Source organism: Nocardia testacea NBRC 100365, assembly GCF_000308775.1.
Lineage (GTDB): Bacteria > Actinomycetota > Actinomycetes > Mycobacteriales > Mycobacteriaceae > Nocardia > Nocardia testacea.
Genome location: NZ_BAGJ01000253.1, coordinates 1 through 20,840 on the forward strand (window position 1 = coordinate 1; position 20,840 = coordinate 20,840).

Consider the following 20,840-nt stretch of genomic DNA (forward strand, 5'->3'; position numbering starts at 1 on the left):
CGGCCGGTCGGAACCCGGTTCCTGGCCGCCCACCACCGGTGGGCGTTCCCCACGGGGCTCCGCCGATTGGGCGCCGACCGCCGGACTCTCGGCAACGGGACCTGCGGTCCCAGGGGCGCCGGCCTGCGCCGGCCCGGTTCCGGCGCTCGCATCCGGCGTACCGCTCTGCCCGGCCGGGGCCTGCCCCGTCGGGGGCGAACCCGTCGCGCTCTGCGGTGGAGCCGCCGCGGCCGGAGACCTGGTGTCGGCGGGCGCCGCCGCGCCCTGGTCCGTCGCCGCATCGGCAGTGGACCCGGGGATCCAGTTCCGCGGCGTCGCAGCCACTTCCTGTGGAGCGGGCTGCCGGACCGGCGAGTCGGCAACCGGGGATGTCGAGGGTCCACCCGGCTGGATCGCCGGAGCACTCACACCGGGCATGCCGACCGGCGTTGTGAAGTCGAGCGCCGCGACACCGTTGGCGAACTTCTCCGCGTGTTTCATGATGTCGTCGGCGTGGTCGTCGAGGACCTGGGCGTAGCGGCGGACCTCGTCCGGATCGATGTACACGACACCGTCCTTGCCGGGGTCGACGCCCAGCAGATCGGCCGCGGTGTTGTAGACCACGCCGTTGATCATGTCCGCCACCGCGTCCTCGAGCGGCTCGATGGCCTTGCCCAATACCTCGGCCACGATGTAGCCGATGAGCATCTCCTCCATGGCCTTGATCAGGCGCCGGGCCGCGAGTGAAATGGACTGGCTCAGTGCCACCGAGGCGCCCGACGTCGCCACGGTGGCCGCCATCGCGCCGGCATAGGCGGCGGCCAGCACCACGAGCTCGGTCAGTACCGCCACCTTGACAACGGTGATCACCTCGGCCGCGATCTCCAGAGCCTGCGCCACGGCCCGGCACAACTCGTCCAGCCTTTCCATATGTGACGAACTCAAGCTCGCCCAGGACGCCACCAGCGCGCGATACGACTGCCCCTGATAAACCGAACCCATCTCGGTGATCGCGCCGGTCGCCGCGTCGTGGGTCCCGGCGACCTCGTCGGCGAAAGTGCGGACGTGCCCGGCCAATTCCCGAACCTGGTCCTCATTGATATCCGGATAGGGGACGCCGATGAAGTTCAGGAACGCCGCCACTTCGTGTGGTATCTCGATAGCCAAGGGCGAGAGTTCCGCTCAGACGATTCAGACGACCCGTACCACGACAGCACTGGCCGGCATGGGTGAATAGGTGACGGTGGCACCCGAATAGGGCGCCTCGATCACCATACCGTTACCGGCGGCGAGTTGAACATGCTCGGGTCCGCGAGAGCTGAACGACGACGCCGGGAACACGAGGTCGCCTGCGCGAACCTCACGGGGATCGATCCGTTCGCCGGCGTAGATCTGATCGTAGGTGGTCCGCGGCAGGACCACCTCGCCGTTCGTGGCCTGCGCGATGGCGTACTGGGTCAGCCCGGAGCAGTCGAAACCACCCCCGCTGGGCCCACCGGCGCCACCCCCACCCCAGATATAGGGCAGGCCGAGCGCACCGTCGGCTGCCTGCGCGGCCCGCCCGCCCCGGGTCTTGTCCCAATTCCGGCGTATACCGCGCCGGGTGGGTTGATTCGAGGTCTGCTGCCCGGACACCATGCGCGGTCGTCGTCGCCGCCTCTTGCGGGGCGGGGACGACGCTTTTCGGTTGCGCTCGGCGAGCGCCACCGGCGGCATTATCCGAGCCGCCTGTCTGCGTGCCGCGTCGATATCGGCGTTCACCTGCCTGGTCGCGTTCGTGATGGTCTGCTGGGCCGAATCGAGTAGGGCCGGGCCACTGAACCGGGTGTCAGCGATGGTGGTGATGGCCTGGATACGCGCTTGGAGGTCGGAGATCTGGCTGTTCAATACCCCGCGCCCGTTGAGCGTCCCGGCCCCCGACTCACCGACCGTCGTAGTGACGATGCCGTCCCTGCCGTACTGGGTGTCGAGCACCGTACGCTGGATCCCCAGCGCGTCGCCGTAGCCGCGAGCACCCGTGCCGGAGAGCCTGGACAGGTCCGCCGCCATGGTTTGCGCGAGCTGGGCGGCCGCGCGCTCGGACGGCTGCCCGGCCCCGTACAGCCCGAGCAGCTCGCGCAACACACCGTGCACATCATCGGTCAGTGCCGGCATACGATCAGCTCACCATCGCTCATCGCACCGACTTACCTCTCTGCCCCAGCACCCCGGGCAATTTCTCGGCAATCAAGCCTATGTTGTCCGTTCGACTATGCGACAACACGCGGACGAACGACATTCCTCCTATTCCCATCTCTAGGAAGACAACACAATGAAGATGACATCACGGGAGGCGACGGCAGCGGATGGATACAGCGACGGCAGACGCGGATATCGACACCCCCGGAACGAAACCGGACGATCGGCGGCCGCCCGGCGGCCTCCGGCCGGGTGACCCACGCCCCGGCCGACCGGTTCCCGGCGCCCCGGAGGACCGGCCGACCACCTTGATGAGCAAAACGGACCCCGCCACCGGAAAACCCGTCCCGGTGAGCGCCGACGGTCCGGCCGCCGAGGGCGGATTACTGGTCGCCGAGAGGACCGGCCCCGCGAAGCCGATACACAAGGTCGAGCTGGTCCGGATGAAGGCCGACTCCGAAACGAACGATATCGTCAACAATTTCATCGCCGACGCCGAGGACGCGATGCAGAAATCGGTGGATGTGCTCGGGTTCGGCCGGTCCGACCCACCGCCCGCGCCGCGTGGCGGTGTAATGCCGGCCAAGGTCCAGGCCGCGGATATGCCGGGGTCGGGTAAAGGCGTCGAGCTGTACAAGCAGCAGGTGTTCTCCGCGAGCGCGCGCCAGGACTCACTGGTCGATATGGATGCGCAGGTCGACGGAACCTCCCAGATGGTCGCCGCCGAGCAGGCACAGACACTGCTCAAGATCGTGCATATCGAGGGCGATCTGAACGCCGCCCTGCTGACGGTGGCGTCGAAGAAACTCAGTTCGAGCGAAGCCGCCGCGGTGATGGACCATATCGCCGCCGCGGTGGTGAAGGTGAACGAAGTCGTCACGGCCGCCCAGGATGTGAACGTCGGGGCCGCGGGCGGTGGCTCCGGTTCCGGCGGGTCCGGTGGTGGCGGCGCCGGTGCTGCCGGTGCAGCCGGGGCCGCCGGTGCGGCGGCGAACGGCCTCGGTTCCATGCTGCCGATGCTGGCCATGCTGCCGATGGCGCTCATGCCCATGCTCGGCCAGCTGCCCGAGCTCCTCGGCCAGAAGAAGGACGAGGACGGGGAGGACGAGGACCAGCCGGAGGGCCAGCCCGCTCCCCCGGCCCCGGGTCCGGCCTCCGATCCGACGGTAGCCGCTCCGCCCACCGGCGCGGCCCCCACTCCGGGCGAGAACGCACCGCCGAATCCGGGTTCGACCGCCCCACAGAACAATATTCCGTACGGTCCGACATCTCCCAGCAAACAGGTCTAGGACCTACGACACAGCGGATTCCCCGGCTTTCCGGGGACGCCCGCACCCGCTCTCTTGTGCGGGCCGCCTCCGCGTCGACGGCTCGATACCCGGCCGGGAAGTGGGCTACGCCAGTGCGTGGGCCCACCTCGGAGCCCGGCGAATGTGCGGCATGGATCCGCCGACCAGACCGCCGACACGACATCGCCGGTTGCGGTGGACCGGATTCCCGTCCGCGCCGAGGCGCCATAGGACGCCGGAACCGCGCTGAACGCACCGCCGGCTTTCCACCACGGCATGCGTAATCCACAGTGGGTGGGGTGTACGCCACTGGCAACAGGACGCACCGGGAAGAAGAACCGGCCGACCAGGCGGGCCCGGCGCATCCATCGATACCGATCTCGCGGCAGCGGTCGAAGCCGAACCTCTCGAACGGACTCGCAAGCGTACAAATTCCCTGCTGTCCGGGTCCGATGAACTGCTCCCCGCCCGCAGACCGACAACCGTGCGGACCGGTGATGAAGGCTGTCCGGTAACCCGGCAATGCGCGGATCCGCTCACACCGGATACCGGCCGGGCGTCGAGGAGTCCTCGGTGCGGCCTTCCCGTAGACAGATGTCCCGCGCGGAACCGACAGGGAATCTGTCACCGGGAAATCAGGACGAGGCGCCCCGCGATTCGGGAGGCGGTGTCACCGAGGGCGGCAGCGCGCCCGGCGGAGGCCCGCCGGCGTCCGGAGCGACGACCGTGCCGGACGGCGGACCGCCGGCACTCGGCGCCGCGGGCTCCACGGGGGCACCGGCCTGTTCCGCCGGAGCCGAGACCCCGGACCCACCGGCGACCGGCCGGACCACCTGATCCTCGGCACCCGTGGTGACAGCCGCCGGAGCAGCCACGAACGAGGGGTGACCGATGATCTCCTGATGGGCGTAGACCGCATCGCGCAGGACCTGCCGACTCGGGTCCTCCGCCAAGAGCGCCACCAATTCGTTGCAGCGCCGATCCCAGACCATGGCCCGCAGGGCACTCACTTCGTCATCCACCCGGATGGCACCGAGATCGACCCGGCCCACATCGAGCCGCTGCGACACCATCTCCGCGGCCAGGAGGTCGTCGGCGTCGCGGAGTTCCTCCCACCAGGACGCGGGCACTTCCTCGCGGGCTTCCACCTTCGCCAGGATCCGATCCCGGATAGCCCGTGAACCGGAGCTGTCGAAATGCTGTGAAACGGTACGCCCGACCTGGGTATGGGCGTCCAGTGCCAGTTCCATACAACGCTTGCGGACCTGGGCGTCCGGCACCGCCGCCACCGATTCCAGCGCGGGCACCGAACCGGTGAGACCGAGCCGGTCGGTGGTATCGGGGGTGGGCACCCGCAGATCCAGATCGGTTCCGGGCCCCACGAGGCCCTCCATGGCGACCTCGCTCAGCCGACTCCGCAGGCCGGGGTCGATCGGGCCGGAGGAGGCGACCGCGGAAAGCACGGCATTGGCTTTCGCACCCCATGCCCGGCCGAATTCGACCAGCGTTCGCGCCGGGTCCGCAATGCCCTCCCACGGTGCGGCGACTTCACCGTCGGCACCGAGCAGCTCGTCCCACAGCCACGGTGTCGACACCTGACGCGGCAGGAACAGACCGGCCGGGAGCCAGCCCCGGCCCTCATTGGAGGTGATGAACAGGCCCGCACCTGCCGGACCGCGCAATACCGCGACCGCCCAGGTGATCCCGACTGCTTCGCCGGTAGCGGCGAGGACCGCACCGAGCAGTGTCTTGGCGATGACAAGGTCCTCGTGCACCGCGTCGCCGACGATGTAGGCAGGCTCGGCTTCCTTGTCCTTCGCCGAGGCCACCGCCGAGTTGAAGGGTGTCGGGGCCCCGACGACGGGGACGGCGGTCCCGTCCTGCGCCGCGTTCGCGCCGCTGGGCGGGGTGGTGGTGCCGCGGTCGTCGGCGGCACCGGAGCCGGCGCCGAGAGGCCCACCGACCAGCGCGCCACCAGGCGGAGCCGTTCCGGCACCCGCCGGAGCGCCGGGGACCGCATTGCCGCCGGGTGCGGTTCCCGCCCCCGAGGTCTGCTCAGTGGTTGGCACCGCGCCGGGCATGGCGGTCACGCCACCGGGTGCGGCACCGTTCTGGCTCTGTCCGGGCGGGGCGCCGCTCGGACCCTGTCCGGCACCGTTCGCGGCGGCCGCCGGATCCATCTGTCCCGGAGGCGTCGAGGGGCCGAAGCCCGCGCCGGCGCCCGGACCGGTGGCCACCGGGGCACCCAGTTGGCTGTTCGGGGCCGTCGAAGTGGGAGCGAATCCGGAGGTGGCCGGGTCGCCGAAGGTCCCGCCCCGGCCGCCGACGTCCTCACCCGAACGGTTCACACTTGCGGCGGCTTCCGCGTCGGTCCGCTCATAGGCATTGGCGGATTCGCGCAGTGAGGCGGCGGTTTGCTCGTGTTCTCTGGCCAGGGCCTCACCGGCGCGTAACCGAGCGTCGTAGTACCGTTCCAGCGCTTCCTTGACCGGATTGGCGATCTTGCCGTAGGTGGGCTCGAAGTTGGCGAGCCATTCGGATGGCGGCTGAGCCCATTCCCGGGTCTCCGCCGCTACCTGATCGTGCTGAAGTGCCAGCTGACGCAGTACCGCAGGGTCGATATCCAACCATTCCGGCATGCTCGATCAATCCTTTCCCACAGCGATTCTCTCATTGTCGATTCTTCCCAACCTTGGGGAGATACTGCGGGCGGCCCGCGCCGGCTTCACCGGCGGGCACCGGTGGTGACCGTCGACCGCTGCGGAGCCGGTGGGGCGGCCGGCGGCGTCACGAACAATGGATGCCCCAGGACCTGCGTGTGCGCGTACATGGAGTCACGCAGTGTCTGGCGCGACTTCTCCTCCACCAGGAGCAGCACCAGTTCGTTGCAGCGGCGCTGGAAGGTGAGGGCACGCAATATCGACAGGTCCGAGCCCGGATCGAGATCGGCCGCCCCGGAACGGAGTTCGCCGAGTCCGACGCGGCTCGTGTCGGCTCGGTGCCCGAGTGCGGTCGCGGCGATGAGATCGTCGACATCCTGGAGTTCTTCCCACCAACTGTCGGCGAAATCGCGGCCGTCGCGCAGCGCGCGCAGGATCCGCAGCCTGATCTCCGGTGCCTCCATCGTGTCCACCGTCGCGAGTTCCGCGCGCTGAACCCGGATATGCGCGTCGACCGCCAATTCCAGACAGCGCAGGGCGATATCCCGGTCGGGAACCTTGGCCGCTCGGTCGAGCAGCCGGGGCGAGGAGGTGACCCCCAGACGATCCAGCGTGCCCGGCGCGGGACTGCGTAAATCCATGGTGTCCGAGGCCGCCACCGAACCGGCGAGCGCGACGCTACCGAGTCGCGCGCCGAGAACGGGATCCATGGGCTGCGACGAGGCCAGCGCGGACAACTTCGAGCCGGACTTCGCGCCCCAGGCGATGGCGAACTCCACCAGTATCCGAGCGGGGTCCGCGGCACCCTCCCATCCCGACCCCTCGGATACGGCCCACAGCCAGGGCAGCGACACTTCGGTGGGCAGATAGAGCCGGGCCGGCAACCAGCCGCGACCCTCGTTCGACGTGACGAACGCGCTGACCCCGCTGGAGTGGCGCATGATCGCCACCGCCCAGTCCACTCCGACGACCCAGGAATCGGTGGCCGCACGGATTCCGCCCAGCAGTGTGCGCGCGAGCACCAGATCCCCGTCGACGCGTTCGCCGACCACGAAGGCCGGTGCGGAAGCCGAGATCATGGCGGCACCGACGGCCTCCTGTACGAAGTCGCCCGGACCACGCGTTTTCCCGGCGCCCGGATCACGGTCCGGCACAGGCACCGGCTGTTTCCCGTCGGGCGCCGCACTGACCCCCGGCTGGGACGTGGAAGCGAGCGTCTTACCGGTGGCGCCCGGACCTCGCTGGGATTCCAGCGGTGCCACCGCGCTCCGCCCGGCCTGTGCCGATGTCACCGCCGCGGGGGCAGAGGCAGGGCCGCTCGCCGCCGGACCGCTCGCCGGAGCCGCCGTACTCGCGCCGGGGGCCGCGGAAGCCATGGTTGTTCCCGTGACCGGGCCCCCCATCGCCGCCGGCAGTACCGGCGGTGGCACGGCGCCGGGAGGCACGCTCTGGGCGTCGGACTCCGGTGTGTCGTGCGAACCGGCCTGCCGGGCAAGACCCCAGGCCTCCGGCGTATCGGCGCGGTCCTGGGTCGAGACCTCACGGTCGGGCCGCGTGGATTCGTCCGGCTCCCCGCCGGTCTCGGTACTCGACGATTCGGCGGACTCGGTGGATTCGGTGGACTCGGTGGATTCGGTGGATTCGGCGGCAGCGGTCGTATCGGCGCCGTTCTCCGCACCGTCCGTACCGGTTTCGGCCGCCGGGGCGGCGTTCTCCACCGGCTGCGCGGGCTGCGTGACGCCGGATCCCCCGGAAGCGGGGTTGGTTACCGCCGGCGCCGGTCCGGTGGTGTCGGTCTGCCCGCCCGGATCCGTGAGCGCGGGCGGCCCATCCTCCACGCCTACCGGTGTCTGCAGGTCGAGAGCCGGCGGTGGTCCGAGCACCGTCGGGTCCGGTTCTGGATGGAGCAGGTCGTCGATTAGGTCGATGAGGATCTGCCCGGCGATCGGATCGGGCCGCACGGGCCGGTCGTGTCCGGGGACCCAGGGTCCCTGTTCGAACCCCGGCCCGTGGTGGCGCGGAACGTCGCGGTGCCGGCCCGGCCCGCCGGGGGCTCCGGGTCTGCGTGGTGCGACACCGGGCATGCCCCCGCCCTTACGCCAAGGGCCCGGCTGCCCGAGCGCTTCGGCGATATCGTCCAGCCGCGGTAGCCCCTGCGGACCCAGCGAATTGAGGGCGGCGGCGACGATATCGCGCACATCTCCCCGGGCATCGTCCAGGATTGCCTCCGTCGCCTGACGGTCGGCCTCGGCCTCGGCCGCATCGCCTTCCTCGCCGTCGTCGTTGTTGTCGCCCCGGGTGGCCTGCTCGATCCGTTCGGCGGCATCGGCGACGACGTCGAGAATCTGGTTACGAGTACGCCGGACCACGTCACCGAACGTGTCGAAGGTATCCGCCGCGGCGGAGAGAGCGGCCGCGAACGCCCGGGGATTCGCCTCCAGCGCCACGAGCGCCCGCCGGATCTCCGCCAGCCCCACCGACTGCTGAACCGTCTGTTCGAACGCGCGCCGCGCCTGTTCCACATCGACCAGGTTCAGGGCAGCCGCACCCTCACGAGCGTTGTCCGCCAGACCGTGCCAGGCCGACGGCGGTATCTGCGGCCAACGGTCTCCGACGATGCGGTCCCAGTACGGGCTCGTCTGCTCCGGCGCCATCGTGTCCGATCAGACCGCGGCAGAGCGCACGGTCGTCTGACCGTCGATATCGGCGTTCGACAGCACGGTCGTGCCGTAACCGGTGGCCTCGACGGTGATTCCGGACTGTTCCGTGACGTCGGCAGCCGCGGTGGTGAAGACTTCGCGAATCCAATCCAATTTGCCGGTCATATCACGGTCCAGCGGCGAGTCGGCTTTCGATTGCAATACCAGCGAATCCACGGTGGTGCCGATATCGTCGGTCATCACCGTGAGCGCTCCGGCGGCGTCACCGACGATGGCCCGCACCGAGTCGAGGGAGAGGATGTTCACCATGGTGGTGTCCTGTCTGTCGGTGCGCGTATCAGGCGGGGCGGAGGCCGAAGGCCTCGTCTTCCATGGCCTGATAGGCGGCTTCGGTGGGTAGGCCGAACGAGTCGATCGTGTAGGAGCGAGCGCCGTTGGACTCCATCTCCCGCCGCAGACCGAGGCGTGATTTCGCGTGGGCGAGACCGGCGACCTTGAGTATCTCCGCGCTCAGCCAGTTGTCGCCGTTTTCCTGTGCATCCTCGGTGATGTGCAACCCGACGATCTCACCGTCCCGGTCACAGGCCACTCCGACGGTGTGATCGGGGTTGAAAACCTCGTGTATCTGCGGAGCAGCGGCGGGTTTCGTGGCCGCGGCGTCCTCCTGATCGTCTTCGAGGTCGTCGTAGTCGAAATCGTCGTTCATCTTCTTCTCCTGCGAATCTATCCGGCTACCCGGTCCAAGGTTTTCGACAGCGACGACCACGTGGCGTCGCCGATGGTCATGACCAGCCGCAGCGGCCAGACCCGCGCTCCCAGATACATTTCACCGGTACCGTCGCCGAGCAGGTCCAAATAGTCGGAACCTTCCACATCGGAATTCATGGATATGGTGGTCACCGGGGGGTTACCGTCGTCGACACTGATGATCGAACCACCACCACCGGGTATGAAGCTCTTGCGGCAGCGTGGACTGTTGCCGATCGCCACATCGGCACTGTTGGTGGTCGCGGTGATGTCCGGGTTGAGGAGCAACTGCATCACCCAGGATCGTGCGGCCAATTCGGGCCGTTCACCGTTGATCCCGATGACCAGCGATCCGGCCAGGTCGACCACCAGTATCTGGTCGGTGCTGGTGATACCGACGACCACCAGCCGATTCGAGCTCTCCAGAGGAGCCGGCAGATCATCGGCTGCGACCGTGCTCGAATCGGCGCCGATCCCACCGTTGGCCGCCGGATATTTGGTGACGATGCCGGTGGCGACATCGACGGAGAAGGCGACCGCCGGGTTCGGCGAGCCGGAACCCAGCGCGGCGAGCCGCGTGAGGCCTTCCTCGTGGAGCCAGCCGATGGCGTCGGCGGCCGAGACCGAATCGTCGGCCGCGTCCGCGGGCTCGGTACCGGTCACCGCACCGCCTCGGCGACACCGGCGGACTCACGACCGTCCGCCGCGTCGTCCGCTTCGCTGTGCTCGGTGATCACGGTCTCCATGATCGCCTGGTACTGCCGGGCCGCGTCCCGGGTACTCTCCCGGATGGCGGCCATGATCTCGGCCGTCAGTTCCTCGCTGGTGAACCGGCCCGCGGTACCCGGCGCCAGGTACAGGCTGGTGAGCCGCCCCATGGCGTCCACTTCCGGGATGACGGTGCCACTGGGCGAGGGCCGCCGGGCACGCACATCATCGATACGCTCCCGCATATCGGCGATGCGATGCCGTAGTTCGCGGGCCGCGTCCAACGCGGCCTGCACATCTGGGTGGATACTCATGCGTTACCTCCGGAGCGGGTCGGGGCCTGATTGGCCGGCGTCGGGGTCGGTTGGGTGACCGTCGGCGCGATGGTGGGCCGTTCCCCGATAACGGGTTCGGTGTGCGGAGTGTCGTCGACGTACATCAGCCGGTCGGGATGCCAGGCGACCACGCGGTTGCGTTCGTTACCGCCACCGCCGCCGGCACCACCCATCCCCCCGCCCATAGGCCCCCCCATGGGCATCATGGGCATACCGGCACCGGCACCGGCACCACGAACAGCGGCAGCACCGGCCGCGCCTCCGTCGCCCAGCGGCACCCGGGCCGGAGACCCGGCATTGCTGCCGCCGGTCATAGCGGCCAACGGCATGGAGGTCGTCGCCGAGAGCGTCTGGACATCCGCCGCGCTGGGAATGGTGCTGCCGGGCAGCGAGGGCGAGAGCGAGGGCGACCCGCCGGAAGGACCTCCCAATGACGGTATCGCGTAATCCCCGAGACCGTAATCGTCGAAGGAATCGTCGTACCAGTCGTCGTCGGAGATGTCGTCGGCCTGGTCCAGGCCGTTGTTGCCGAGCTGCATCATCTGCATCAGCATCGGCAGCATCTGGGAGAGCGAATCGCTGGAACCACCGGAGCCCGACTGCGCCGCGGCGGCCGTACCCTGCGACGAATTCGCGATACTGGTACCGGTTTCCGTGGCGTAGGATCCCGCCGCTTCGCCCGACCGTACATTCAATTCGTTGTATTCCGCGGTAGCGGCGGCGAGCGCGGCTTCGTTCTTCGCACGCGCCGCGGCCAGCATTCGCTTTCGCGCGGCCAGGATCTCCTCCGGAGTGGGGTGTTTCGCCTTGGCGCGGGAGAAGGCGTTGCCGTAATCCTCGGCTCCCTGCGCCAATTTCTCCATCGCGTCACCCAATTGATCCATCCAGCCGCGATACGTGACGAATCGCTGGGCGACCTCTGTCCCCACCGGCGTCCAGTTCTGCAGGACCGAGCTCGCACTATCCATATCGGCGGATGCCTGGGTCCGAGAGCTCGCGTTGAACAGCCGTACCGAATCGGCGAACCGATGCGCGGGTTCCGGGCCCGGGCCACTGTGCAACTGCTTGGCGAGGGTCAACGGGTCTCCGGTGACCACGGGCATACTGCCCAGCCCCTCCGGTACCCGCCGGTATCCCACCGGTTCCACGGCCGGGACCGGGTTGGCCACTATTTCGCCTCCCGAGGCGTTGACGAGACGGGCGCCCTCGTCATCGGCCGTCGAGTACTCCGTCGCCGCCGCACCGATGCGGTGGGCGTCGCGCTGGATCTTGTTCAGCACGCCGATGGTGGCGTTGAACAGCGTCGCGGCCTGCGCATTCAGCTGCGGAACCGCCTGCGCCGAGATGGGATCGGCCCCCGCGGGCAGCACCCATTCGCGCGGCATCGCCGCTCCTGTGAGCCGCGCGAGGTCGGCGGATCGGCCCGCGACGGACACGAGCTCACCGAGATCGACATTCACCGGCATGTCTCATCTCCTCTCACCGTGGCTGCGCACCCCTAGACCGGCATCGTGAGTGACGGTATATCGGCCGTGGTCTGGTCACCGGATGTCGCCATCGTCTCGCTGTCCTGCCCCTTGCCGCCGGTGGCCTCCACACCCTTCGGGTGCTTGAACCCGGCGAACTCACCGAAGTCACCTCCAGTATCCGACATTTCCGCCTCGTACTGCTGAAGCTCTCCGTTCACCACGGCTTTCAGGGTGCCACTCTCGCCTTCTCCGAACACGACCAGAATGGCGGTCTTGTATTCCGGCTCTCCACTCGAACCGGTATCCGGCTCGTTCTTCTTGTCTCCGGTGTCGCCACCGACGGTGACCATCGCCGCGGGCTGGATCTGCGCATCGGTGCCGGCCTGCGCGGGAACCGGTTCCGCGGGCTGCGACTCTTTCTTCGGCTGCCGGATGATCCAGGTACCGACATCACCGGTGGCCAGCTGCGCCGGATCGACCGCGGGACCGATATCCTTCGAATCCGTCCACGCCCCCGCGGTTCCCTGGTACGCGGCCTGAGCATCGGTACCGCTCTTGTTGGCGAACGCCTTGTCGAGTGCCAGCGCCACAGCGAGCGGCACACGCTGGGTCTCTTCCGGGAACACATACGGCACCAGACCGTCGTCTCCAGGCACCCGCTTCGGCATCGCGGTGGTGGGCTGGGAGGAGGTGGCGCCGTTGGGGGCGCCGGCCGGGTGATGCACGGCGGGCTGAGCCGGGGTGGCGGCGGCATTGTTCGCGGCCGCCTGATTCGACCACGGTGTGGTTCCCACCGGCTGCTGCGCCTGCGGCATGGTCGGGACGGCGGCCTGGTCGTAGCGGGACGGATCCAGATCGTCCAGCCGGTCGCCCATATCGGGGTCCACGGCCTCCCGCATGGCCCTTTGCTGGGCCATGAGCTGAAGCGGCAACATCATATCCATCAGGCTGCCCATCCCACCCATCGATCCGGCGGATCCCAGTTGGGAGGCGCCCGGGTTGAGGGCGGCACCCGGATCGAAGGAGGCGGGGTTGACGCTCGAGGGGGTGTTCGCCGCATCCGCCAGGCTCTCGGCCTGATCCCGGAATTTCTCGGTGGCGTCCTTCAGCGCCGAGGTGTCCGGAGTCGTGGCGCTGCTGGTACCGAGGTTGCCCGGGTCCCAAGGGTTGTTCACGCCGATCTGCGAACTGTCGGGGATATAGCCGGGATTGCTCATCTGGCCGGCATAACTACCGACCGAGTTGGCCAGGTTCTGGGCCGCGGCCGCGTCCTGCGCCGCGGTCGGGTTCTGGATGCCGTCGGCCAAATTCTGGTTCGCCTGCGCGGCATTCTGGATCTCATTGGCGATTTCGCTGAATCCCTGGCCCAGTACGACGAGAACCTCTTGGTCCGAGCCGGTCTGCAGGCGTTCCACCATGAACCTGTTCGTGCCGACGATGATCTTGCCGACGTTCTCCTTGCCGCGCTTGCTGATCTCCTCCACCTTCGGCAGTACATTCACCACGCTATGCTGCGTCTCGGTCAGCTTCTTGCCCACCTCGTTGAGTGATTGGGACAGGTCTTTGTAGGTGGCGCCACCCTTGGCGCTGAAACCGCTGGGGTTCTGCACCGTTGTCGGCATCGCCGGAATCGGGGTGATCTTCAGGTCTTCCTTCTTCTTCAGATCGCCGAACATCTCGTGGGTGGTCACCAGAGAATGCGCGTAGGAATTGGAAGGGCCCCCGTACCACAGGGCGATACTGGGATTCAGCCCCTCCGGGCGGAGTAGAAAGCCCTGCCCTTTCTGCGGAGACGACCCCTGCTCGAACGGTGGCTGGCCCATCAACCCCGCTGCCGCGGCGGGTTGGTAACCGTCCCACATCAAGGGAACCCTGTTCACGGCCGCACCCGGCTGATCTCCGCCGGACCCGTCGGAGGACCAGGGCATGCCGTGCTCATTGATCGTCATGAAGGTGGCGGAGCCGAGACCGACCAACAGGCCCCGTTGATACTTGTTGAAGTTGTCGGCTCGCTTACCGGCTTTCTTTACTGCCGCTTCGGCATTTTTGAAGGCATCGTCGGCCGCACTTTTTGCACTGTCGAGGTCGCCTCGCTTGGCATCCAGTTCGTTGAACTTGTCACCCGCCAGGCGGAGATCCTCTCGCGCCTTGTCACGTGCCACCTCGGCTGCCCTGACTTTGTCTTGCGCCGCCTTCAGGTCGTCCCGTGCACTGTTCAACTCATCCCGCAGTATGGCATTGTCCGGATCGGCTTGTGCCCTGCGCAAGGCATCGTCGTACCTTGTTTGCAGAGGTCCGAGTTCCGCGTTCGCCTGTCTGAGAGCGTCCTCGGCCTTACCCAGATCCGTTTGGGCGGCCGTGTGCGCCTTTTCCGCGTTTTCCAGCGCTTCCCGATCCGCATCGGCGGTCGACTTGGCCGAGTTCGCCTCTTTCAAAGCGTCGTCGGCCGCGGTTTTCCCTTTCGCCATCCGCCACGAGATATATCGATCCGCGCTCGCGCCGACCGCACCGCCGAGCGCACCGTAGAAAAACGCCTCAGAGCTACCCTGCAGACTGAAGCCTCCGTTGGCGACCGCATCACCCAGCACCCCGCCGAGTCCACCGGCGACCGAACCGACGAACATCTGTTTCCCGAGGCCGGCGCTTCCGCCCTTCATCGCGTGCTCGAGGCCGTAGCTCACCCCGACATCGAGCGCGAAACCTGCGATATCCCGTAACTCGACCACTGAGCCTCCTACACCGATACCGTGGCGCCGGCGCCCGCCGGGTCGGCGGAGGCACCGGGAACCGCAGTCGCGGCGGAACCATCCGGCACCTTGTCGATACCGGGCGGATGGAAGATACCGACGAACCCGCCGAAGTCACCCGCCTCGTCCCGCATCTGCGACAGCTCGGTGACCTTCACCAACGCACCGTCGACCACCGCCTCGAGTACATCCTGGCCGTCGAACCGGACGATTACGGCGGTCCGGTCCTCCCAAGCGCCGACGTCGCCGGTCACTGTCTCGCTCGGATCGATCCGGCGCCCTATCCGTTTCGGATCGGTCCACTCCGCGGGCGTCCCGGTGTACGCCGCACGCGCATCGGTGCCCGACGCGTTACCGAATGCCGCGTCCAGCCCCCGCGCCACCACGGCGGAAACCTCTACGGTCCGGCCGTCGGGGACGGTGTAGACCACCGTCCCCTTGTCGTCGGGAGTGTGCGCGGGCAGCGGATTCCCGGGCGGCCGCCCGGAATCGGGACGCGCCACAGCGGGCCTGGTCTCGCCACTCGGTGCGGCGGCCGCCGGCTGCGCCGGCTGCTGTGCGGTGGGCACACCGTTGACCGCCGGCGCGGGCATGGGCGCCGGAGCCGGGCCCGGGTACGCCTCGGGCCTTTCCCGCCCGTCCCGGTGGTCCTTCTCCGGATCCGCTCCGGCTCCCGGGCGGTTGTTGCCCATCAAAGCCTGCATCAGCGACGGGAGCATCATCGAGTTCAGTGCTGATCCCATGGCGTTTCCCGCGGTGGACACCGCGGGTACCGCCGCAGCCGGGACCGACGAGGTATCCGGGGTGGTGGTTGCCGTGCCGGTGGCGCCGGAAACACCGGCGACCGGATCCTCGGACGCTGCGCGCTCGGCTCCGGTTTCCGAGCCGGCCTTGCTCGTAAGATCCCACGGGGTGGGCGCGGGAACCGTCGACGGACTCGTCCGCGCGGTAGGCCAGGTACGGTTTCCGGCGGCGGCCGCGGCGTCGTAGTAGGGATCGTAGCCATTGTTCGCAGGGGTGTTCGCCGTCGTTGCCGGCGTCTGTGCGGTGTCCTCGGTGGTCGGCTGCCCGGCCTCGGTCTTCGCGCCCAGCGCCTCGAATGCTTGGGCGTAATAGGTGAGTATCGCCGCGGCCGTCGTGTAGGCACCGTCGACGAGTACGATCGCGTACACATCCTCGCTCGGCAGGCCGGCACCCAGGCTTTCCGGGTTGATCTGGAATACCGGTAGACCGGTGTACTGGCTCTTCTTCTGCGAGTACTCGGAGAAGAGTGCGCCGATACGCTTCATATCCCGCGCGTCCAGGGCGGCGAACTCCGCGAGCGACTTCACCGACAGATCCAAATCGCCGCGCCCGGCGGCACACAGCTGGCTCGTCTGCGCATTCGCCTCCTCGACCGTCGCCGCCTTGGACCGTAGTTCGGCCATGCGGCTCCGCATCTTCTCGACCTTCTGCGGATAGTTGGCGATCCGGGCCTTGTCCTCCCCTGAGATATCGCCGACCGCCAGCTCCTTCGGCGGGTCGAGTTTGCCCGGCTTCTCCCCGAAACTGTTCCGGTAACCCACGTAGGCGGTGGGCAGGGTGCGATAGGTCGCCTCGATCGGCGCGGTCAGTTCCAGTTCCTTCGGCAAGCGATCCGGGTCGGGCATCATGACATGGGGCATTTTGTCCGGGATGGTGGAGAGCTCCTGCTCACTGATATCGATCAGTGGAATGTCGGGATACCCGGTGTACTTGTACCATTTATTACGGATATCGTCCGGAGCGTTCTCGATCACTCCCATGTAATACGGAGTGAAGGCCGTATTCAACAGGCCCATATAGGTCTTCCACGGCGACAAGTGCGCGCCCCCGAGCAGCTCGGGAATTCGCTTGGCGAACAACCCGGACCGCTGGAACGCGATCTTTTCGGCACCGGCGCCCATCCCCCGGGCTATATCCAGCGAATGCCCCTGGCGGAGCAGCCCGCCGACAATCCCCTTGGCCGAGCCCCTGAACGCGACACCACCCAGGCCGCCGACCAGTCCACCCGCGACGCCGAGACCGGCTCCCATCAGGATGTTCTCGTCTTTGAAACCCGCGGCGACCCCACCGGCGATACCGCCGGCCACCGCGGCTCCGAGGGGCCCGCCGACGGCGAACCCGGCCACGCTCACGGCGCCGACGGCGATATCGGCCCCGTGTTCGCTGAAGAAGTCGCCTACTCCGTCCCAGAAAGCCACGGCCTCACCTGCCGACGGCGGGAGCGCTCGGTGTCGGCGTCATGCGGTAGGCATCAGCGCTGCGGCGGCAGGGCACTCCGGACCGGCCGAACCGAGATCGCGGACACCGGCAGCCGACCATGCGCGCCTCTCCTTCCTGACAGACCCCATTGTCGGGGATTCCCACCGGGGGGAAGCGGTGACCTGGTGCGACACGTCATCATCGAGTCAGCGACTCGTAAACCGATGTGCACCAAGATGCCCTCTTCCAACGAGGCCCGGATTCAGGCGCAGGAGGAACAACCGGATGAACCTGCGTTGTACCCGGTCGGCGAACGGCCGCCGGGAATTACTCGTGCAACTATTCCGCCGTATCGCAGGCCATCCCACCAGCGCCGGCCGGCCGCACCGGCACCCGGTGGTGAGTGCGGTATGACGGCGCCGGTCCAGTTCTCCCGGCACGCTCGCGGCCTCCGATGTCGCCGCGCGGACGACACCGGCTGGGACCCCGTGCGTTACTATCCCGACACCCTGGTCCGAAGGGCCCGGAACTGGCTCGCCGAACATCCGTGGCATCGGCGAACGCTGTGGGTCCTGGGTATTCTCTTTCTCTTCGTCGTATTCCCGGGAATTGTCGGTGTGGTAGCAACCGCGCAGGTGAGCAGCGGTGTCTCGCAGATCGACGGCCTGGGCTGGATGAACATCACCGATTCCAACGGCGTACCGCTGTCGAGCTATACCTTTGCCTCGAACCGAGGCAGTCTGCTGAATCCCGGCTACACCGTGCTGTGGACGATACTCGGCCTGGAATTCGTGGGCTATATGTCCATCGTGACCACAGCCATCTGGATCGTCGGGTTCACCTTCGGATTCACCTGGCTCGATATGTTCGCCAATGCGCTGAACGGTGTCGCCGCCGCGCTGTCCCATCAGATCGCCACCCCGATAATGCTGCTCACCGCCGCGACGATCGGCACATTCTTCGTGGCCTGGTTCATCGTCCGCGGCTTCCCCAGCAAAGCCACCATGCAGGTGATCACCATGCTGGGTGTCGCGATCATCGGTCCGGTCTTCCTCGCCGAACCCCTGGCCGATGTCCTGTCCTCCGACGGCCTGCTCACCCAGGGCCGGGATGTGGGCATCTCGGTCGCGGCCGGACTGACCGGTGACAGCAACCCCAACCCGGTCCTGCTGGTGAAAACGATGCAGGAAGATCTCGCGGACAACTTCGCCCGGAAACCGGTCCAGGTCTGGAACTTCGGCCAGGTGGTCGACAACTACGCGGCCTGCGAGACGGCGTGGTCCTCGGGAGTCCTCTCGGGCAATGACGACAATATTCTCAAGGGCATCAAACAATGCGGCAACAGCTCCGCGTTCTCCCGCGCAGACAATCCGTCGATGGGACAGGTCGGCACCGGCCTCATCCTGCTGATCTGTGCGACCCTGTTGCTCCTCTTCGCGGTCTATCTCGGGCTGAAGGTCATGAAGGCGGCCATGAACACGATCTACCACGGCTTCATGTCCATATTCGGCTTCGCGGCGGGTGGTTTCATCTATGGACCGACGCAGACCTTCCTGGTGCGCAATATCGTCGACGGACTGATCGCCGCCGCGCGCATGACCGTGTTCACGATCTTTCTCGGTGTCTACATCCTGTTCATGAGCAACCTCTTCGACCAGGCACGAGGGCAGGTGATGTCGGTCATCGTCATCGCCTGTGTCGTGGAAATCGTGGCGATCTCCCAGATCCGGCGGCTCAACCGCAGCCTGTCCCGTGGCAACGACTGGGTTGCGAACCGGTTCTCCCTGGCCATCCAGGGCAACCAGGGCGGATCAGGGGGCGGTGGCGGTACGGCTCTCGGTATGGGCGGCATGGGCGGCGGTGGCGGCGGTGGCGGCGGCGGCTCGCTGAGCGGTCTCGCCGCGGTCGCCGCCCTGAACACCATCAACAGCTCCCCGGTCACCGGCTGGCTGATGGCCGCGACACCGGGACCACTCAACCCGCTCGCCCGGGGCAAGAAGATGTCCGACCTGGCCAATATCAAGACGGCGGACTCGCGAATCGAGTTGTACCGGTGGGGCACGCTGGGTCGCGCGAACTGGTTGCGCAAGGCGGAGGCCCGGGCCAATCCGTACGGCGGCATGGCCGACCCGCTGGGTGCCGCGAACGCGCTCGACGGCCTCGGCGACAGCCGGGTCCCGGACAGCTATCTGGCCGCTGTGCTGCGCGCCGGCCACGCGCCGGACGAGCAGGTACACCAGGTTCTGCGCGCGCAGGCCGCCATGAAGGCGAGTATGTCGACCAACCCGTACGGTTGGGGACCGTTGCAGAAGGCGCTGGCCGCATCTCGTGCGGTCGAAAACCATCTGCGACCGACGGATTCCGATTCGACCAAGCGGGCATTCGCGGCGCAGGCCGTGGTGGCCGCCGAGAACTTCGCCCGGCATACCAGCTCACCGCCGCCCGGCGCGGTGATCAACCATGGCTTCATCGGCCGGGTCCGGCAGAACTGGGATTCCGACCTCGCCCTGCGCAGCGCGATCACCCCGGACGAATGGAACGCGGTCGGTCGCAACACCCGCTGGGCCATTGCCAGCGAGGTGTCGGAATCGTTCCGGAGCGCCGCGAACCAGTACTACAACACCCCGACGGAATCCGCCCGCCGCGAGCTGGCCCGGTGGAGTACCCGCGTGGCGAACCTGGACCACCTCGATCCGGTTTCGGGATTGGATCCGTGGGACGCGTAGCCGAGCGCACGCCACGGGCCCGGTGGATGTTCCACCGGGCCCGTATTTCTCTCAGGCGAAGCGACGGGCTTCGTAGCTGCTCGGCAGGCTCGTGACCTTCACATTCTCGCCGGTTCTGGGCGCATGGACGACCTGTCCGTTGCCGATGTACATCATCACGTGGCCCATCTGGCCGTTCTTCATACTGGTCGACGGGAAGATCAGGTCGCCGGGCTGGATATCGCGGGGATTCACAGCGGGTAGCTGCCGGTACTGGTCGTTTGCGATACGCGGAATGTTCACCCCGGCCCTGGCCGCGGCGTATTGCGTCAGTCCCGAACAGTCGAAGCCGTTCGGCCCCTCGGCGCCCCACACATATGGGTCGCCGATCTGGGCGAGTGCGGTCTTGACCGCGAACTGTGCACGATCCGAACCGCCCGGGGCGGTCGCGGCGGCGGCATTGAACTTGACTCCCCCGGGCAACGGCTTACCGATGATGTTGTACAGATATTGGTTGGTGAGCTGATTTATCGCCGACGCCGTGTCACCGTTGTTCGCCGTACCCCCCGATACGATCTTGTGCGCGGTCTGCAGAGCCGCGGTCAGGATCTGCCGGACCTTCTGCTGTCCCTCTTTGGTGTAGGCCATCGGTCCGAGCTCGGCCAGGGCGTCGTTCGTCATCTTCAGCAGGCGCCGCACGGCGTTCTGGTCGACCTTGTTGGAGGTTCCGAGAGTATTGAGGTAGTTGACGAACTGTTTGTCCAGATTGTTGAAGGCAGTGGCGCGATTCGCTTGGAACAGTCGCTTCGCTTTGACCATCGCCGGACCGTCACCGCTGCCCGTGTCCGAGTCAGCGGTCTTCTCCCGCAGTTTCTTCATCCCGGGGTCGGTGGGCTCCCCGTTGCCGTAGACGGACTCCAGCGCTTTCAGCGCGTTCATGGCCTGCTGTGACTCGGGGTCCATCGCGGTGCCGCCGCCCGCCGCGGCCGGAGCCGCGGCACCGCCGGAACCACCCCCGAGTAGCCCCGACAGCGCCGAACCGATCATCGGCAACAGAGCGGCGCCGGCCATCATCGCCATGGGCGCCATCTGGGCCACGGTCTCCGGATCGACCAGCGGTTCGGGTTCCGGCCGGTCCTC

At 67.5% G+C, this 20,840-nt stretch carries 14 protein-coding genes; 2 read left to right on the plus strand and 12 right to left on the minus strand.

What is annotated here, in order from left to right; all coding sequences use genetic code 11:
• The coding region (locus tag ON38_RS34380) for a WXG100-like domain-containing protein (RefSeq protein ID WP_157181926.1) at positions 1–1,146 on the minus strand (1,146 nt) is incomplete at its 3' end.
• Positions 1,147–1,170: 24 nt separating this feature from the next.
• A complete protein-coding gene (locus ON38_RS26685) occupies positions 1,171–2,133 on the minus strand; it encodes a C40 family peptidase (protein WP_039827783.1) in 963 nt (320 codons plus the stop codon).
• A 191-nt stretch (positions 2,134–2,324) separates the two neighbouring features.
• Between ON38_RS26685 and ON38_RS35665 the strand changes: the two genes are divergently transcribed.
• Entirely contained in the window at positions 2,325–3,446 is a 1,122-nt protein-coding gene (locus ON38_RS35665; RefSeq protein ID WP_039827784.1) for a hypothetical protein, read from the plus strand.
• Between the two features lie 635 nt (positions 3,447–4,081).
• Here ON38_RS35665 and ON38_RS26695 read toward each other — a convergent pair.
• The 9 genes from ON38_RS26695 to ON38_RS26735 all read right to left on the minus strand — a co-directional run bounded on the left by ON38_RS26695 (position 4,082) and on the right by ON38_RS26735 (position 16,994).
• On the minus strand, positions 4,082–6,085 hold the full coding sequence (locus ON38_RS26695) for a type VII secretion target (protein ID WP_039827785.1): 2,004 nt from the start codon (positions 6,083–6,085) through the stop codon (positions 4,082–4,084).
• Between the two features lie 86 nt (positions 6,086–6,171).
• The gene (locus ON38_RS26700) at positions 6,172–8,760 is read right to left on the minus strand and encodes a hypothetical protein (RefSeq protein WP_039827786.1); all 2,589 of its coding nucleotides are present in this window, start codon (positions 8,758–8,760) and stop codon (positions 6,172–6,174) included.
• A gap of 9 nt (positions 8,761–8,769) precedes the next feature.
• Entirely contained in the window at positions 8,770–9,075 is a 306-nt protein-coding gene (locus ON38_RS26705) for a hypothetical protein (RefSeq protein ID WP_039827787.1), read from the minus strand.
• 28 nt (positions 9,076–9,103) lie between these two features.
• Complete coding sequence (locus tag ON38_RS26710) at positions 9,104–9,472, minus strand: hypothetical protein (RefSeq protein WP_039827788.1); 369 nt, start codon at positions 9,470–9,472, stop codon at positions 9,104–9,106.
• A gap of 17 nt (positions 9,473–9,489) precedes the next feature.
• Complete coding sequence (locus tag ON38_RS26715; protein WP_051165214.1) at positions 9,490–10,176, minus strand: hypothetical protein; 687 nt, start codon at positions 10,174–10,176, stop codon at positions 9,490–9,492.
• Positions 10,173–10,535 (minus strand): YbaB/EbfC family nucleoid-associated protein, encoded by a 363-nt coding sequence (locus ON38_RS26720; protein WP_039827789.1) that lies wholly within the window; start codon positions 10,533–10,535, stop codon positions 10,173–10,175. Before ON38_RS26720 ends, ON38_RS26715 begins: the two co-directional genes overlap by 4 nt.
• Positions 10,532–12,022, minus strand: a complete 1,491-nt coding sequence (locus ON38_RS26725; protein WP_039827790.1) for a PPE domain-containing protein — start codon at positions 12,020–12,022, stop codon at positions 10,532–10,534. The genes ON38_RS26720 and ON38_RS26725 overlap by 4 nt, the downstream gene beginning before the upstream one ends.
• A gap of 32 nt (positions 12,023–12,054) precedes the next feature.
• Entirely contained in the window at positions 12,055–14,751 is a 2,697-nt protein-coding gene (locus ON38_RS26730) for a hypothetical protein (RefSeq protein ID WP_039827791.1), read from the minus strand.
• A gap of 8 nt (positions 14,752–14,759) precedes the next feature.
• Entirely contained in the window at positions 14,760–16,994 is a 2,235-nt protein-coding gene (locus tag ON38_RS26735) for a hypothetical protein (RefSeq protein ID WP_039827792.1), read from the minus strand.
• Between the two features lie 618 nt (positions 16,995–17,612).
• Between ON38_RS26735 and ON38_RS36940 the strand changes: the two genes are divergently transcribed.
• Complete coding sequence (locus tag ON38_RS36940) at positions 17,613–19,721, plus strand: hypothetical protein (protein ID WP_218000841.1); 2,109 nt, start codon at positions 17,613–17,615, stop codon at positions 19,719–19,721.
• A gap of 51 nt (positions 19,722–19,772) precedes the next feature.
• On the opposite strand, the gene ON38_RS34385 is transcribed toward ON38_RS36940, so the two are convergent.
• A partial coding sequence (locus ON38_RS34385) for a C40 family peptidase (protein ID WP_051165215.1) occupies positions 19,773–20,840 on the minus strand: 1,068 nt, incomplete at its 5' end.

What these genes read in the sequence shown, in the direction of transcription:
- ON38_RS26705 (WP_039827787.1), bottom strand. Translation starts at nt 9,075, where the DNA reads ATGGTGAACATCCTCTCCCTCGACTCGGTGCGGGCCATCGTCGGTGAC.
- ON38_RS26695 (WP_039827785.1), bottom strand. Translation starts at nt 6,085, where the DNA reads ATGCCGGAATGGTTGGATATCGACCCTGCGGTACTGCGTCAGCTGGCA.
- ON38_RS26725 (WP_039827790.1), bottom strand. Translation starts at nt 12,022, where the DNA reads ATGCCGGTGAATGTCGATCTCGGTGAGCTCGTGTCCGTCGCGGGCCGA.
- ON38_RS26710 (WP_039827788.1), bottom strand. Translation starts at nt 9,472, where the DNA reads ATGAACGACGATTTCGACTACGACGACCTCGAAGACGATCAGGAGGAC.
- ON38_RS26720 (WP_039827789.1), bottom strand. Translation starts at nt 10,535, where the DNA reads ATGAGTATCCACCCAGATGTGCAGGCCGCGTTGGACGCGGCCCGCGAA.
- ON38_RS26685 (WP_039827783.1), bottom strand. Translation starts at nt 2,133, where the DNA reads ATGCCGGCACTGACCGATGATGTGCACGGTGTGTTGCGCGAGCTGCTC.
- ON38_RS26700 (WP_039827786.1), bottom strand. Translation starts at nt 8,760, where the DNA reads ATGGCGCCGGAGCAGACGAGCCCGTACTGGGACCGCATCGTCGGAGAC.
- ON38_RS35665 (WP_039827784.1), top strand. Translation starts at nt 2,325, where the DNA reads ATGGATACAGCGACGGCAGACGCGGATATCGACACCCCCGGAACGAAA.